Origin of the sequence: Rhizobium lentis (assembly GCF_014200175.1) — a bacterium.
GTDB lineage: Bacteria > Pseudomonadota > Alphaproteobacteria > Rhizobiales > Rhizobiaceae > Rhizobium > Rhizobium mulingense.
Genome location: NZ_JACHBD010000006.1, coordinates 17,824 through 32,471, shown reverse-complemented (window position 1 = coordinate 32,471; position 14,648 = coordinate 17,824). Strand labels below are relative to the sequence as shown.

At 58.7% G+C, this 14,648-nt stretch carries 12 protein-coding genes and 1 pseudogene; 3 read left to right on the top strand and 10 right to left on the bottom strand.

Going from position 1 to position 14,648, the window contains the following annotated elements; translation table 11 throughout:
- Positions 1-129: 129 nt before the first annotated feature.
- The 4 genes and pseudogenes from GGI60_RS15255 to GGI60_RS32045 all read right to left on the bottom strand — a co-directional run.
- Positions 130-714, bottom strand: coding sequence for a TadE/TadG family type IV pilus assembly protein (locus tag GGI60_RS15255; protein ID WP_183934487.1), 585 nt, complete (start codon positions 712-714; stop codon positions 130-132).
- Position 715: 1 nt separating this feature from the next.
- Positions 716-1,246 (bottom strand): TadE/TadG family type IV pilus assembly protein, encoded by a 531-nt coding sequence (locus GGI60_RS15250; protein ID WP_183934486.1) that lies wholly within the window; start codon positions 1,244-1,246, stop codon positions 716-718.
- Positions 1,243-2,598, bottom strand: a complete 1,356-nt coding sequence (locus GGI60_RS15245; protein ID WP_246720421.1) for a TadE/TadG family type IV pilus assembly protein — start codon at positions 2,596-2,598, stop codon at positions 1,243-1,245. Before GGI60_RS15245 ends, GGI60_RS15250 begins: the two co-directional genes overlap by 4 nt.
- Before the next feature lie 189 nt (positions 2,599-2,787).
- A pseudogene (locus GGI60_RS32045) lies at positions 2,788-3,051 on the bottom strand (carbohydrate ABC transporter substrate-binding protein); the annotation flags it as partial.
- A 300-nt stretch (positions 3,052-3,351) separates the two neighbouring features.
- On the opposite strand from GGI60_RS32045, the gene GGI60_RS15235 reads away from it, so the two are divergent.
- Positions 3,352-5,910, top strand: a complete 2,559-nt coding sequence (locus GGI60_RS15235) for an EAL domain-containing protein (protein WP_409527268.1) — start codon at positions 3,352-3,354, stop codon at positions 5,908-5,910.
- A 704-nt stretch (positions 5,911-6,614) separates the two neighbouring features.
- On the opposite strand, the gene GGI60_RS15230 is transcribed toward GGI60_RS15235, so the two are convergent.
- The 4 genes from GGI60_RS15230 to GGI60_RS15215 all read right to left on the bottom strand — a co-directional run bounded on the left by GGI60_RS15230 (position 6,615) and on the right by GGI60_RS15215 (position 8,680).
- Positions 6,615-7,319 (bottom strand): RNA polymerase sigma factor, encoded by a 705-nt coding sequence (locus GGI60_RS15230; protein ID WP_183934484.1) that lies wholly within the window; start codon positions 7,317-7,319, stop codon positions 6,615-6,617.
- Positions 7,320-7,356: 37 nt separating this feature from the next.
- A complete protein-coding gene (locus GGI60_RS15225) occupies positions 7,357-7,677 on the bottom strand; it encodes a cupredoxin family copper-binding protein (protein WP_183934483.1) in 321 nt (106 codons plus the stop codon).
- 7 nt (positions 7,678-7,684) lie between these two features.
- Positions 7,685-8,206: a DUF4142 domain-containing protein gene (locus GGI60_RS15220; RefSeq protein WP_183934482.1), complete on the bottom strand. Its 522-nt coding sequence runs from the start codon at positions 8,204-8,206 to the stop codon at positions 7,685-7,687.
- Positions 8,207-8,332: 126 nt separating this feature from the next.
- Positions 8,333-8,680, bottom strand: coding sequence for a DUF488 domain-containing protein (locus GGI60_RS15215; protein WP_183934481.1), 348 nt, complete (start codon positions 8,678-8,680; stop codon positions 8,333-8,335).
- Between the two features lie 568 nt (positions 8,681-9,248).
- On the opposite strand from GGI60_RS15215, the gene GGI60_RS15210 reads away from it, so the two are divergent.
- Positions 9,249-10,232: a hypothetical protein gene (locus GGI60_RS15210; RefSeq protein WP_312865362.1), complete on the top strand. Its 984-nt coding sequence runs from the start codon at positions 9,249-9,251 to the stop codon at positions 10,230-10,232.
- 143 nt (positions 10,233-10,375) lie between these two features.
- Here GGI60_RS15210 and GGI60_RS15205 read toward each other — a convergent pair whose 3' ends face one another.
- Both GGI60_RS15205 and GGI60_RS15200 read right to left on the bottom strand, forming a co-directional pair.
- On the bottom strand, positions 10,376-11,944 hold the full coding sequence (locus tag GGI60_RS15205) for a PQQ-dependent sugar dehydrogenase (RefSeq protein ID WP_183934480.1): 1,569 nt from the start codon (positions 11,942-11,944) through the stop codon (positions 10,376-10,378).
- Positions 11,944-12,381 carry a DUF2231 domain-containing protein gene (locus GGI60_RS15200; RefSeq protein ID WP_183934479.1) on the bottom strand — a complete coding sequence of 146 codons (438 nt, stop codon included), beginning with the start codon at positions 12,379-12,381 and terminating at the stop codon, positions 11,944-11,946. Before GGI60_RS15200 ends, GGI60_RS15205 begins: the two co-directional genes overlap by 1 nt.
- A gap of 262 nt (positions 12,382-12,643) precedes the next feature.
- On the opposite strand from GGI60_RS15200, the gene htpG reads away from it, so the two are divergent.
- Complete coding sequence (htpG, locus tag GGI60_RS15195; protein ID WP_183934478.1) at positions 12,644-14,530, top strand: molecular chaperone HtpG; 1,887 nt, start codon at positions 12,644-12,646, stop codon at positions 14,528-14,530.
- Positions 14,531-14,648 lie beyond the last annotated feature (118 nt).

Here is a 14,648-nt window from a genome sequence, read left to right as displayed (position 1 = left end):
GTTTGCATTCACGATCATCGGTTGCGTTGCTGTGGGGGCAAACCGCCGGTCAGGCGATGTATGGGCCATTGTCGGTCCGGCGACAACCGGTCTGATTGCCATAGGTCGCCGATCACGACAGGCAGCAGGCTATTTGTAACTGATCGTGTCGCTGACGCGCGGGCGATTGAAGAAATGATGGTCGAAGCTGTAGCCGTTCTGTCCGGTGAAATTTGAGAAAAACGCCGAGACCGGGGTGGTCAATCTGTATTGCACGCGGGTCAGCACGACCTGGACGCCGGCATCCTGGATCTGCGAGGGGATGTCGATTGTGCTCGCCGTACCGGAATTCAGCGCCGAGGTGTTGAACGCCGCAGACCAGTTGACGGTGGGGTTGCCGCCTTTGCTGATATCGTTCACCGCGACGGTGATCGTAAGCCCGCTCGTATCATAGGGCTGCAGAATGAAGCTGGCGCCGGAAAGAAGCTTGGTAACATCGGACCTCGTCCAGGAACTCTGCTGTCCGATCAGATCTCCGGTCGTCGAGGCGATTTCGTCGATCTTGCGGCTGACCGTCAGCGCATGGCCGAGGTCGACGGTGCCGAACAGCAGCATTACCAGGATCGGCAGCACCAGCGCGAATTCGACGCCGGACGCGGCCGTCCGCTCTTGCGCCAGACGATGTAGGCGAGATCGAGCGAAGCGGAAAAGGAAAAGGCTTCGTTTCTTGATCATGTCAGAAGGGCTCATTGCGGAACAAGACGGACGAGCCAAGAAGATAGCGACCGTCGGAAAGCTTGGCGCTCGACAGGGTGAGGAAATTGACGACGGGGTCCCAGGGCAGGAAGGTCTGAACCAGAATGTAATCGCTGCCCTTGCCGACATCGAAGGTCTCGGTGACGGCAAGATTGCCGCTATTGTCGATCGGGTCGGTGCTGGCCGCCGCCGACAGGTCGGAAAGCACGTTCACTTTGACCACGAGATCGCTGGAGCAGTTGAATGACAAAAGCATATCGTCGCAAATTTTTGCTTTGAAGCTGGCGAGCGTGATCTTCGACGATGCAACTTCGCCGGTACGGATCATTCGGGAAATTTTGTGAACCGAAGCATCCAGCGCAGAGTTGACGAAGAACATCAGTGACACTTCGATGATGCCGAACAACATGATGAAGAGCGGCAGGGCGAGGATTGCGAATTCGATCGCAGCCACCCCCTCACGATCGCCGAGCAGGCGGCGAAGCGATGCCAATCTTTTTCCGTGTTTCATTGAGTCAGCCGGACGGAAGAGAGATATTGGGTGAAGAGCGCCGAAAGCCCTGCCGTAATTTCCGTCGACGACGATGCCGATATGAACAGGCTCTTGGACGATGCGCAGTCGGCAAGCGCATAGGGGATATAGTCTCGTCTGGTGATGCTGCTTGAGACGTCGCTGTCCATGGTGCCGCCCCAGGTGTTCTTCCAGTTGGCGCTCGTCATGGTCGAGCCGACGGTGGCGTTGTAACCCCAGTCCGACGTGATCGGCAGATATTCGGTGTAGAGCACCGCCATCGTGTCGGATTGGTCTTTCAGATAGCCGCACCAATCAGGGTTGAGAGGCGCTACCTTATTCCAATAGGCCCCATACGTCCTATTCGTGTTTACCTTGTCGGTTACCCATTCGCGTTGCGACTGGACGCCGTCGGTCAACAACAGAACCAGCTTGAGCGGCGAACCCGAGGAAGTTCCATCCCCTCCGGTGCCGACTTTCTGTTTGAGCGTCGCAAGCGAGACGTCGAAATAGGTGGCGGCCTTGGAGGTCGCGCTGGTCAGGCCATAGTTCGCGTCCGCGAGGCGGTTTCGCGCCGTCTCCGTGTTCAGCGTCGGGGTCAGGACTTCCGTGAGAGTATCCCCGAGGCTGTATAATCCGACCTTGATCCGTTCGTGATTGCTGTCGGATTCGTCGATCATGTCGAGCACTTCGCGGACGGCGTCGCCGGCGACATCGGCACGCAGCTTTATGCCCTTTTCCGTGCTATACTTATAGTTGTTGGCGTATGTCTTCTTGCCGATCGTGTGAGTATCGCCCGTGTGGCAGGCAAACTGGCATTTGATGCCGGAATACATAGCCGCCTGCCCTGCCGTCGTTGCCGCCAGAAGCATCGACGGAGAGGTGTCGATAACGATATAGACGTTGAGATAGGAGGTGGCGGGCCCTTTTACGGCGCTTGCGACGCTGACGGGAACGGTATCGATATTGGCGATCTTCATGAAGGTGGTCGGAACGGTGCCGCTCGCCGTCGCCGTTATGTTATGGTTGGTCGTATCGATCTCGATCTCGCCAAGCGCGTAGCTGTTTTCCACCTGTGCATGGAACCAGTCGGAGACCTTCTGTTCCAGCGCGTCGGTATCTTCGGTATTGTTGATCTGTTTGACCGCGGCGATCAGGGCTGCATCGAGGTCGCTCTGCATCCTCTGCCTGACATTGTAGCTGCGGATGTAGTCGAAGCTCGCGCCGACTGCGACGAGCATCGGCACCAAGCTGAGGGCAACGACGATCGCGACATTGCCGGTTCTGTCCCTTCCGAGACCGCGAAGCGTGTGCGAGCATCGACCCAATGCAGATAAAAAAACTGACTTCAAAAAACCACCAAAACGCCCGCAATGAAAATCGTGATGGCAAGATGTTTCAACGAAGCTTAAGCCTTTGTTAAATCTTGTGAGTTCCAGCCGCCAGCGGACTGGCGGCGCGCCATTTGCTGCGCTTATTGTACATCTCTGCGAATTATGGATACTCGTGCCGTGCTGCGGTGCCGGCCATCCGCGCGCCCAGCGCTGGATCAGCAGATCGTGCAAGCGCTTCTGAACCTCTTGCGGCGACAGGTTCCTGATGTTGAAGAAGTCGCCGACGACGGCGATCTAACCTTCCGACATCTGGGTCGGCATGGCCAGGGACTGGGCGCTGACTTCGCCCTTATGCGCCTTGATCATCTCCAATCCCAGTTTGCCGCAGCGATCGAGCACGGGCAAAGAGCCCTTGATCCGGCTGAAGGCAACCTGGTTGTCGCGATCGAGCACCATGCGCGCGAAAGCCTGCCCGACCTTTCGGACGTAGCGTTTGAGATCACGAGAATCATGAATATCCATAATGCGCCGATCCGATCCGCTTCGCGTGGAAAATTGCTGAGCTGGCGAAGACCACAGCGATCTCTTAATTTTCTGACCGGAATATCCAATGCCAAGCCGACATGCTCGGATCGCGGCGGACCGGTGCCTTTGCGATCCGATCGTCAGGCCATAAATTTCCCCTCAAATGACTTGGGCGGCCTTTGCTAAAGATTCTCGACCGGGTGAATGAGACATCTGGTTGTTTCCCATGGTTGAGGAAGATCCATGATGACGTTGTCCCAGTCGCTTCAGCAGCCGGCCCTTCCTGCGCCGGAGCATGACCACGGGCGAACCGGAGAGCAGCATCAGGACACGGCAATCGATCGGGAAGCCCTGCTCGAAGCCTTGCTCGGCGCCTTTCCTCTTCCGGTTTTCTACAAGAACAGGCATGGGCGTTACCTCGGTTGCAACAGGGCCTTCGAGAACCTGCTTGGACATGCGCGCGAGGAGATCATCGGGAAAACTGACGCCGATCTCAATCCGAAACATCAGGCGGAATGGCATTTGGCGCAAGACAAGGCTCCCTCGGAACGAGGCGGAGTCCGCCATTGCGAGACTAAGATCACGACGGCGGGCGGGACGGTGCGCGACGTCGTCGTCAACAAGGTGGTGTTGTCGGGAAAAGATGGCGATGCCGCCGGCGTGATCGGCGCCATCGTCGACATTACCGAGCACAAGCGGGCGGAGCGAGATCTCACGAAGGCGCTTGAATTCGCCGAGGGGATCATCACCGCCATTCCCGACGTCCTCTTCGAGGTGGATGAGGACGGCCGGTATCTTCAGGTCTGGACACGAAATCCGGAACTGCTGGCCCAGCAGAAAGAGATGTTGCTCGGCAGGACGGTCAACGACGTCCTTGCGCCCGATCAGGCCGCCATCGCAATGGAGGCGCTGCGCGAGGCCGGCAAACAGGGCGTTGCCTACGGCCGATGCATATGCATCGGCTTGCCGAACGGTCAGATGCGGTGGTTCGAACTCTCCGTGGCCAGACGGCCGAACGCCGATCTTGCTGCCGCGACCACGCTCCTGGCGTTCTCGCGCGACATTACCGAGCGGAAGCAGGCGGAGGACGCCATCAACCTCGTGCGAATGCAGTTGCTCGGCGTGCTTCAGACGATGCCCGATATGGTGTGGGTCAAGGACATGGACGGTGTCTATCTGCTGTGCAACCACGCCTTCGAGCGGCTGACGGGATTGGCGGAAGCCGACGTTGTCGGGAAAACGGATTTCGAGCTGTTCGACATCGAAAGAGCCCGGTCTTTTCGGAAATCGGACAAGGCGGCTGTCGAGGCTGGAGAGTGCATCCTCAGCGATGAGGAATGGGTCATATCCCGGGAGAACGGGCAATCCGTTCTTCTTGAAACACGCAAGGTGCCGGTCATGGATGCAGGGGGAGGCGTCGTCGGGGTTCTCGGCGTGGCGCGCGACGTTACCGAATTAAACGTCTCGCGCCAGAAAATCCACCAAATGGCCTTTTACGATCCCCTGACCTCGTTGCCGAACCGATCGCTGTTCAACGACCGGCTGCGGCAGATGATCACCTCGGCCGTGTCGCGCGGTCAGCAGGCCGGCGTGGCGCTGATCGACATCGACCATTTCAAAGTGGTCAACGATACGATGGGGCATCCCGTCGGCGATGAACTGCTCTGCCAGGCGGCGGCCCGCCTCAAAGCGAGTGTTCGCGACTACGACACCGTCGCCCGTCTCGGCGGCGATGAATTCGCGATCCTGTTGCCGGATATCCGTCAGGGCGACGACCTCGGCCGGATTGCCGGCACGATCCTCGAGAGATTCAAGGAAGGTTTTTTGCTGGATGGCAAGGAGGTATTCATCTCGTGCAGCGTCGGCATCGCGCTCTATCCCGATGACAGCGCCGACGTCAACGATCTCGTGAAATACGCCGACTCCGCAATGTATCTCGCCAAACGCTCGGGGCGAAACAGCTTTCGATTCTATTCAAAGGACCTGACGGCGAGCGCCGAAGAGCGAATGCGGCTGGAATCCGACTTGCGCCGTGCCATCGAGCGGGGTGAACTGGAGCTGCACTACCAGCCCAAGGTGCTCCTGGACAGCGGCGCCATGATCGGATCCGAGGCCCTGTTGAGATGGCGTCACCCGGTGATGGGCATGGTTCCCCCCGTCCGCTTCATTCCGGTCGCGGAAGATACGGGGCTGATCGTGGAGCTCGGCCGATGGGTGCTGCGCGAGGCGTGCCAGACGGCCGCCGAGCTGAATGCCGACGGCCGAATACCGCACAAGGTGGCAATCAACCTGTCGGTCAAGCAGTTTCAATCCGCCGGATTGATAAAGTCGATCGCCGAGATTCTTGAGGAGACCGGCTGCCGCGCGGAATGGGTTGAAATCGAAATCACGGAAAGCCTGTTGCTGGATCAGAAGGATGAAACGTTGCATATGCTTTCCGAGCTTCGGAGCATGGGATTTTCGATCGCCATCGATGATTTCGGCACGGGCTATTCGGCGCTGAATTATCTTGCCCGTTTTCCCATCGACACGCTGAAGATCGACAGGTCTTTCATCAACAGTGTCGACAAGCGTAACGAGGAACTTGTCAAGGCGATCCTCTCCATCGCGCGCTGTCTCGGCCAGAGCGTAGTGGCGGAAGGCGTCGAAACCACCGAACAGGCGGCCTTCCTTGCCGCAAACGGATGCGGGACGGCGCAAGGTTTCCTCTACAGCAAAGCCGTGCCCAAGGGCGATATCATGGCTCTGTGGCGGCGTTCGCCGGCCAATGGTTTTGATCCAGCCAAGATCGAGTTTCGCGGATGAACGTCATTTCGTCGCGCCGCGTGCAATTCGGCGATCCCCCGGCACCGTCAGCCTCCTCCAGGCGCGTGCTGTCCGTTTGTCGCAGCTCTGTCCACTTGGCGCAGCAAAGGCCTAAAGCGAGCTGCGCCAAGCGTAAAGATAGGAATTTGTTAAGGCTGATGCGGCGTTTATCACCTGACGAACACACGCATTCGATGAAAGAATAGCGAAGATGTTCCGGTCGATCGGGAAACACGCCGCATCCCCTTAAGCCATCAGCGCTGGAGACTTGAACGTTTCCTGTCCGCCACAGCAACGAAACAAAGAATGCAAATGGCTGAAATCATCGTCTTTCCAATCCGGTTTCCACCGCTTCGAATGATATTCGTGACCTGCAGATCGCAGGCGAATGATCCGACGATCCGGAGTTGGATCAGATGCTCCAGGCGCGCGCTCGGATCCGAAGTGTTTAGGACGAACTCGATAGATTGAGCGGTGCGCTGCAAGCCTGCTGCTCGCCGGCGGGGGCGTAGGATCGTAGTGATGGACGAGGTCGCCCGCGCCGTCGCCAAGATTCGTGCGGCGGGTAGGATCGCCGGGTGTCCAGTTCTTCTGCATTCACTCGGACCCTGTTCCTTCGCTGCCGTCTCGCCGGCATCAGCCACGCGCCTGCCCGGTAGTGCCGGCGGATAGGCCCAGGAGGGATATGGCCGCATTCTTCCTTATCAGGACGTCTGCCGCAGCGCCGTGACGACGCGGTCGGCCATGAAAGCGCAGCGGGCACCATCGAAGGGGAACAGCGCCGAGAATGCGCCGGAGAGCCGTTTTTCGATCGACTGGCGCATCATCTTCCGCGCCCGGTGCAGCCGGGTCTTGGCGGTTTCGGGTCTTATGCCGAGATAGGATGCGGCCTCGTCGGTGCTCATGCCCTCGACATCGCGCAGCACGAATATGGCGCGAAAGTCATCCGGCAGTTCGTCGACCGCATGTTCGAGGAAATGCCGTGCCTGGCTTCGCGACAGCTCGGTTTCCGGATCTGTCGCCGATAGCGAGGACGGAAACTGCACGACCTGGCCACCCGCCGACGTCGCATGCATGTCGATTTCCTCCAGTCCAGTGGTGTTCTTTTGCGCGCGTAACCGGCCCAGCGCCTCGTTCAGCGTGATTCGGGTCAGCCATGTCGAAAGCTCGGACTCACCCCGGAATGCCAACAGGTTGGCGAAGGCTTTGATGTAAGACGCCTGGACGACATCTTCCGCCTCCGCATCGTTGCGGATGATGGCGCGCGCGGTGCGGAACAGTCGCTGATTGTGACGCTGGACGATGGCGCGGATGGCGGGCTCGTCGCCGATTTTTGCCAGCGGCACGAGGTCCGCGTCGGTGAGCCTCGATAGAAGCGGTCGATGTCGTGTGTTCGGAATGGCTGTCATGAAAAACCTCCGCTACCCGTCTTTCCGGGAGCCCGGCCTATGGCCGGATCCCCAGTGTGCCCGTCATGGCGGGATGAAAGCGGCAGTAGAAGTCGACCGCTCCCGCTCGGCTGATCGTCATGCGGTCTACCGATTTCGGCGGCAAATCGATGTCGAAGCTTTTGTCGCGCGCCGTTGCCGTATGCCGGAATATATCATCGTTTCGCCAGACGATCACATCGCCGACATGCAGTTCGGCAGGCGGCGCACTGAATTTCATTCCTGCAATGGTGAGCTGATATTCTGCGGCGGAGGCAGCGTCGCTGCCTGTCCAGAGCAGCATAAACACCAGCGGTAGCGCTTTTATCAGCGGGTTCATCGCAAGCCTACTTCATCATCGACGCAAGATGTTCGGCATGCATCTGGTGCTGTTTGAACAGAGTCAGGCCCGTTTCCAGCAGCGACTTCAGCTCCTTGTTCTGAGCCGAAGGGATCAGCACCTTGGCAAGCGCATCGTTGACCGACTTGTGATAGGCGACTTCGTTTTCGACATAGGCCTTGTCGAAAGCCGCGCCGTCGAGAGCGCTGAGCGTTGTCAGTTCCTTGTTCGCCTGTGCCGATAGCGACTGGCTGATGGCATTGTCTTCAGGCGTCACCTTGAGCTTCTTGACGAGGGCGAGGGCCTGATCGTTGACGGCCTTGTGGTCGCGCTCCATCGTCTTGGCGAATTCGATGACTTCGGCATTCTTGCTTTTCTTCAACGCCTGTTCCGCGGCGGTGACGTCGATCTGGCCCGCCGTATAGGCGATATGGGCGATTTCCGGGTCGGTCGGCTTGGCATCGCCGGCGATCGAGATGGTGCCGAGCGAGGCCGCTATCAGGGCTGCGCCGAGAATTCGTTTCAACATGATCTGTCTCCCTTATGTTACAGGACGGAACGTCTTCCGGCGACGATGGTGCGCTTGGGAAGCGAGCATTGGATGCAGATCGGATCAAAAGGTTCCCGGATTCTTGACCTCGGCAAAAACGGCTCGTCAGCGCCTGCCGATAAAATGCTGAAGCACGATCGCGTGGTTGTGCTCCGTGTCTTTCGCCGCATAGAGAAGCGTTGCGGTCGATTTCCCGATATGGCGTTTAAGGTCTTCCACGGCGGATGAATTCTTTTCGAGTTCGTCGCGGTAGCGGCGCTGGAATTCAGTCCATTTGGCCGGATCGTGGCCGAACCATCGGCGCAGCGCCGGGCTCGGAGCGATATCCTTCAGCCAGATATCGACCGCCGCATCCCGCTTGCTCAGCCCGCGTGGCCAAAGCCTGTCGACCAGGATGCGCGTGCCGTCCTTGTCGTCCTTTGGCTGGTAGATCCTTTTGATGTGCAAGGCCATTTAATCATCCGCAATGACTCGAAAGGCGTATTCCTGACGAACAGACCGGCTGAGGATTTGGTTCCGCCGCAAGGGTTGCCAATTGGCCACAGCGGTGCGCCTCTGACCTGTCACGATTGATTTTTGCGTGCAATTGGTACTGCTCTGTCATTCTTGCTCTGGGCGGTGGCAGTTGATGCGATCAGTTTTCCGCGTTTAGTCCGGCTCGATAGAATCGCGGACCGGTTCGCAGAGGTGGAGTTCCCGATGGTCGCCCGCTCAGTCACACCCAAAGAGCATAGGTATTTGCCCGATGGTCTATCTAGGTCCTCGACCGTATAACTCAGTCCTCTGCCTGCGTTGAAGGCGTACCCATCGCAATGGTGGATGACAGGATGACAGGTGCACATGCACGGACGTGCCTACCACGGCCAGCGAGGAATTTCGTCGAGCGCGATCCAGGAGAGCATTCCGAGCGGCACTGTCGTCTGAAGCACCCGTCAGCGTAAAGCCGAGGGGCGGCCTGGTTCGGTCGGCAGGGCAGCACCCGAATCGGGTTAGCTGGGTGCGTATTGTAGAATATGGGAAGGTGGTCGAGGACCCTTTGGCCATTTCGAAGCTGTTCGCACGATCAGACGCGATCGTCTGGTTGAGAATTGACGTGCGCCTGGCTTTGGTGGAATCGGTATGCTGGAGGTCACGCTTTGCATGGCTGGTTTTGCTGAGGATCAATATGAAGCGGTTTTCGAACGTCCGAACCTTGTTCTTCGCGCCGATCGTCCTGATCGGGCTCGGCGCTCCGGCGGCATCGGCGGAACAGAATGAATGCGCCGGCCGTGCGGCAGACATCATTCGGCGGGCCTATCCGAGCGCGACAAACGCCGATGATGGTACTCTTCTGTTCGAGGGGACAACCATCACGCTATCCAAGAGGGATAGTGTTGATGGCGATCCGCATGCGGTGATCTGCCGGGTTTGGCCGGCTCAGCCCCAGCTGACGCTGATTGCGGTTCCGTTGATGACAAAGCAGTCGGATTCGGAAAACGAAGGTGATATCGAACTGCTCGTCGTCGACAGCAGCAACCTGCAATTAAGGCAGCGGCTGCGTCTTGGCGGCCTGATGTCCGATGACGCCGTTCGGGTAAGAAGCGTCGCCTTCGATACCGCACGCTATCAGCTCGCTCCGAAGAGAACGGCTTTCGGCCTGCGTGTTTCGCTGGAAGTCAGCTCGCGTGCCAATCCATTCGGTGAAACGACCTTATGGCTCTTCGCGATCGAAGGTGATGGGCTGAAACCGGTTCTCGACAACATCGTCGTCGGTGAAAATCACGGAGAATGGGATACCGTCTGCGCCGGTGAGTTTAGCGAAACCACGCGCACGCTTTCGATGGTTCCATCAGCGAAAGCCACGGTTGCCGACATCGTTGTCACCGAGAAAACGACGACATCCGTCAATAGGGTCGGAACGAATAATGATTGCAACAGAGAAGATAAGACGACGATCGACAAGCACCGGCTGCAGTACGGCGGATCGGGATATGACGTTCCCAAAGACCTGAAGCGGGTCGATTAGGAGGAGCTGACCGGGACGGGATCCTTCCGCCTGCGTGACCCATATGCGGCTTCATCATCGAAGCGTTGAAGTGCTGCGCGGCTGATGCCGGTGAACGCCGCCCACGTCTTGTGCGATGTCACATCCCTGTCACCTAAGTGCCGTCAGAGTTCGGGACCTGTCGCTGGGGCGATCTGCATGTGTGGAGGCTGGAGCGCGTCGTCTTTCCTTGGGTTCATTTCGGTATCGGTTGACGGAGCTCCGGGCGCGGCCAGCGGCGTCCGGGGTTGAGCAGTTGATCCTGTCGTTTCCGTTCCGACCGCGGGATTGTTGCCAATAGGGGTCGCTGCGGCGGAATTAATCGAAACCTGATCTGTACCGATCGGTTGAGGGGTGACCTTGCCGTCGGCCGAAGCGACGCGCCATACGGTGTTGCCGCTGTCATCGGCCACAAGCAGTGCTCCTGTACCGTCGATGCCGACGCCGACTGGCCGTCCCTTCGCCTTATCTCCCTGGATAAAGCCCGTTACCACATCCTGCGCTTTGCCTGAAGGCTGGCCATTTTCGAACGGCACGTAGACCACCTTGTAACCGTTGAAGCTGCCCCGGTTCCAACTGCCGTGCTCGCCGATGAAGGCGCCGTTGGCGTAGGCGGCCGGCAGCGCCGAATTCTTGGAGAAGGTCAGCCCGAGGGCTGCAACGTGGCTGGACAGGGCATATTTCGGCGGGATCGCCTTATCGACCATCTCGGGACGCGACGGGTGTACGCGCGGATCGACGTGCTTGCCATAATAGCTCCAGGGCCAGCCGTAGAAGCCGCCATCCTCGACCGACGTCATGTAGTCGGGAACGAGGTTCGGACCCAGCTCATCACGTTCATTGACGACAGTCCAGAGGATGCCGTTATCGGGGTTGAAGGTGAGGCCGTTTGGATTGCGCAAACCGGAGGCGAAGACGCGCGCGGCGCCGGTGTTCCGGTCAACCTGCCAGATCGCGGCGCGACCCTTCTCCGCTTCGAGACCATTTTCGGCGATGTTCGAATTCGAACCAACTGAAACGTACAGCATCTTTCCGTCCGGGCTGAGCGCAAGATCCTTTGTCCAGTGATGGTTGATCGGGCCGCCTGGCAGAGGCGTCAATAATTTCGGCGGGGCGGTTATCTCATTCTGCCCGAGTGAATAGGGATAGGCGAGAATGGCGCTGGTCGAGGCGACATAAAGCGTATTGTCTATCCAAGCCACGCCGAAGGGCGACTCCAGTTTTTTCAGGAGATCGTGCCTCTCATCTACAATGCCGTCACGGTCCGTGTCGCGCAGCAGCGTGATCAGATTGCTTTCCTTCTGCTGGCCGCCACTATCGCCATGAGCGATCGACATGATCCAGCCCCGTATGAAATCCTTTGGCCGTGATCTTGACTCGCCGGATGGACCCCGGGATTGAATGACCAGCACGTCGCCATTCGGCAGGGTGTGCACGGTGCGCGGATTGGCGAGGTCCTTGGCAAACGCAGTGATTTTCAAACCATCCGCGACCGCCGGCGTCTCGCCTTCTTTCCAACCAACGATCTCCGCCACCTTCAGATCAGCGAGCAGAGACGTGGCCGGCTCGGGCAGCACTGGATTAGGTCCGATCTGCGTGGAGATATCGAAATTTTCGCTCTGCGCATAGGCCGCGAGGCCGATGCTACTCGCTATCGACAGGATCGACGCGGCGAGGATATGGGTCTTCATCATCACACTCTCCAGGCCAGTCGGGCATACTTGCGAGCAGACACGGCCGCAGTCACCAGGCACAACAAGAAGGTGACAGCCGACAGCGCCAGCCCGTAGGGGACCACCGCGGTCCAGCCATCGCCGGCATGCACAAGGCTGTTTGTGACCGCAAGCACCAATATCAAGAGGTATAGGAGGGCGGACAGGAAGGTCGGCCGCAAAGGCCGAGTCCGCGGACGCAGCAGATCGAAGACTCCCACCAGAATTGCAAGCGCTCCGAAAACGAGGCCGGCAAACAGCAGCCAAGCTGAGAAGTTTTGCCACATCAGATTGCCGCTTTGCCAGAAGGCGATATCGGTCGCCAACGCGAGCGTAAAGCAGACGAAGGGAAATGGGATAAAGAGCGACTGTATGGGATAGGCGGCCGCGTCGCGACTTCTGGCGGAAAAGATAGCCATGGCATGCTCCTTGGCGAAGAGAGCTTCGACTTGCCTACCAACCGCACAACGCCGAGTTAGTTCCCACCGCAGCCACGGCCAATCGGCGCGATCCAAGAACAACATATCAACATATGCCATTGGACCGTCTGTCAGAGGCTCGGCAGTGCAGCGGCGCAGCATGCTTCGCGCGCTTTGCATCCGCTTCAGCCCTTGAATTTTGCGCCCGGTTTCGCCAATTGATCGGCGGAAAAATTCCGTATCTTGTGGGGAATCCAAGCACATGACGACAAGTGTCGAACAGAATGTCGAAAGCCACGTCTTCGAGGCCGATGTCGCCCGCCTTTTGCATATGATGGTCCACTCCGTCTACTCGGACAAGGACGTCTTTCTACGCGAGTTGATCTCGAATGCAGCCGATGCCTGCGAGAAGCTTCGGTACGAGGCGATCGAGACACCGGCGCTGCTGGGATCTGATGCCGAGAGCCGTATCACGCTGTCGCTCGACGAAGAGAACCGACGGCTCGTCGTGGAGGACAACGGCATCGGGATGCAACGAGACGAAATGATCGAGGCCCTCGGGACGATTGCGAGGTCGGGAACCCGGGCTTTCATGGATCGCATAGCAGCGAGCAAGGGCGGTGAAGGCGCTCAACTGATCGGGCAATTCGGCGTCGGCTTCTATTCATGCTTCATGGTTGCGGATCGGGTCGATGTTGTCTCCCGCCACGCCGGCTCGGATCAAGCCTCGAAATGGTCCTCCGACGGCAAGGGCAGTTACAGCGTCGGCCCGGTAGATCTTGCCGAGGCGCCGGAGCGCGGCACGCGCATTGTCCTGCATCTGATGGAAGATGCCAAGAAATACACTTCCAGGTGGACCGTCGAGCGGATCGTCAAAGAGCAATCCGGTCATGTTCCCGTCGCAATCCGCCTTATCGAAAAGCCGGACAGCGAACCCGTCCAGATTACCGACGGCACTGCGCTATGGACAAAATCGAAGAGCGAAGTCAGCAAGGAAGAATATACCGACTTCTACCGCGGGGTGTCCGGTCAATACGACGAGCCTGCCCTCACCGTGCACTTCCGTGCCGAAGGCCGGCATGAATACACGGCTCTGGCGTTTGTGCCGGGAACACAGCCGTTCGACATGTTTGACCCGGAGCGCAAGGGGAGGATGAAGCTTTATGTCAAGCGCGTCTACATCACCGACGACGCGGAACTGATGCCGAGATATCTCCGCTTTGTCAGGGGGCTGGTCGACACGGCCGATCTGCCGCTCAACGTTTCTCGCGAAATGATCCAGGAAAGCTCGATCCTGGCGGCGATCCGCAAAGGCGTCACGAATCGGGTCATCACCGCGATCGAAAAATTGGCCGATAGCGAGCCTGAGACCTACCTCAAGTTCTGGGAGAACTTCGGAGCTGTCTTGAAGGAAGGCGTTTACGAAGACTACGAACGGCGCACGCAACTGATGGCGCTTGCGCGCTTTCGCACCTCGACGTCGGTCGACGGCTACCGTTCGTTGGCCGAATACGTCAAAGACGCCAAAGAAGGCCAAAATGCCGTCTACTATCTTGCCGGTAGCAGCGTCGACCAGTTGAAGGCATCGCCACAGCTGGAAGGCTTTCGGGCGCGCGGCATCGAAGTGCTGCTGTTGACCGACTCGGTCGACAGCTTCTGGGTGGTGAACGCACCGGAGTTCGAAGGCAAGGTATTCAAGTCCATCACGCAAGGAGCTGCGGATCTTTCACGCTTTCCAACCGCCGATGGTCAAATACCGCAGGAACAGGATAGCGCCGGCTTGGCGACGTTCATCGGCTTCGCCAGGGAGAAACTGGCCGCTCAAGTCGCCGATGTCCGTGCATCCGACCGGCTGACGGAGAGCGCCGTCTGCCTCGTTGCGCCGGAGGATGGTTATGACAGGCAGATGGAAAAGATTCTGCAGAATGCAGGTCGTCTCCAAGGCGCCGCCAAGCCTATTCTGGAAATCAACCCGGCACATCCTTTGGTCAGAGCTGTTGCTGCGGTCGAGAACGATGCCTCTTACCAGGAGGACGCAACATTCTTGCTGCTCGACCAGGCGCGCATTCTGGACGGCGACCGGCCGGAAGATCCCCGCAAATTCGCGGAACGGCTGGCGAGAGTCTTCCAGAGGTCTGTTCGATCCTAAACTGGGCTTGTTCGGCGCACAAGCTCGAAACAGGCGCCACTCGTCGCGGCTGTCGCCAGGAGTCTCCCGGCGACAGCGCCGCCGACAAACGCGGTGGAAATGAAGGCCGCGGAGCCGG

Coding starts and splice junctions, on each gene's coding strand:
- GGI60_RS15255 (WP_183934487.1), bottom strand. CDS start 714: ATGATCAAGAAACGAAGCCTTTTCCTTTTCCGCTTCGCTCGATCTCGC.
- GGI60_RS15250 (WP_183934486.1), bottom strand. CDS start 1,246: ATGAAACACGGAAAAAGATTGGCATCGCTTCGCCGCCTGCTCGGCGAT.
- GGI60_RS15235 (WP_409527268.1), top strand. CDS start 3,352: ATGACGTTGTCCCAGTCGCTTCAGCAGCCGGCCCTTCCTGCGCCGGAG.
- GGI60_RS15230 (WP_183934484.1), bottom strand. CDS start 7,319: ATGACAGCCATTCCGAACACACGACATCGACCGCTTCTATCGAGGCTC.
- GGI60_RS15225 (WP_183934483.1), bottom strand. CDS start 7,677: ATGAACCCGCTGATAAAAGCGCTACCGCTGGTGTTTATGCTGCTCTGG.
- GGI60_RS15220 (WP_183934482.1), bottom strand. CDS start 8,206: ATGTTGAAACGAATTCTCGGCGCAGCCCTGATAGCGGCCTCGCTCGGC.
- GGI60_RS15215 (WP_183934481.1), bottom strand. CDS start 8,680: ATGGCCTTGCACATCAAAAGGATCTACCAGCCAAAGGACGACAAGGAC.
- GGI60_RS15205 (WP_183934480.1), bottom strand. CDS start 11,944: ATGATGAAGACCCATATCCTCGCCGCGTCGATCCTGTCGATAGCGAGT.
- GGI60_RS15200 (WP_183934479.1), bottom strand. CDS start 12,381: ATGGCTATCTTTTCCGCCAGAAGTCGCGACGCGGCCGCCTATCCCATA.
- htpG (WP_183934478.1), top strand. CDS start 12,644: ATGACGACAAGTGTCGAACAGAATGTCGAAAGCCACGTCTTCGAGGCC.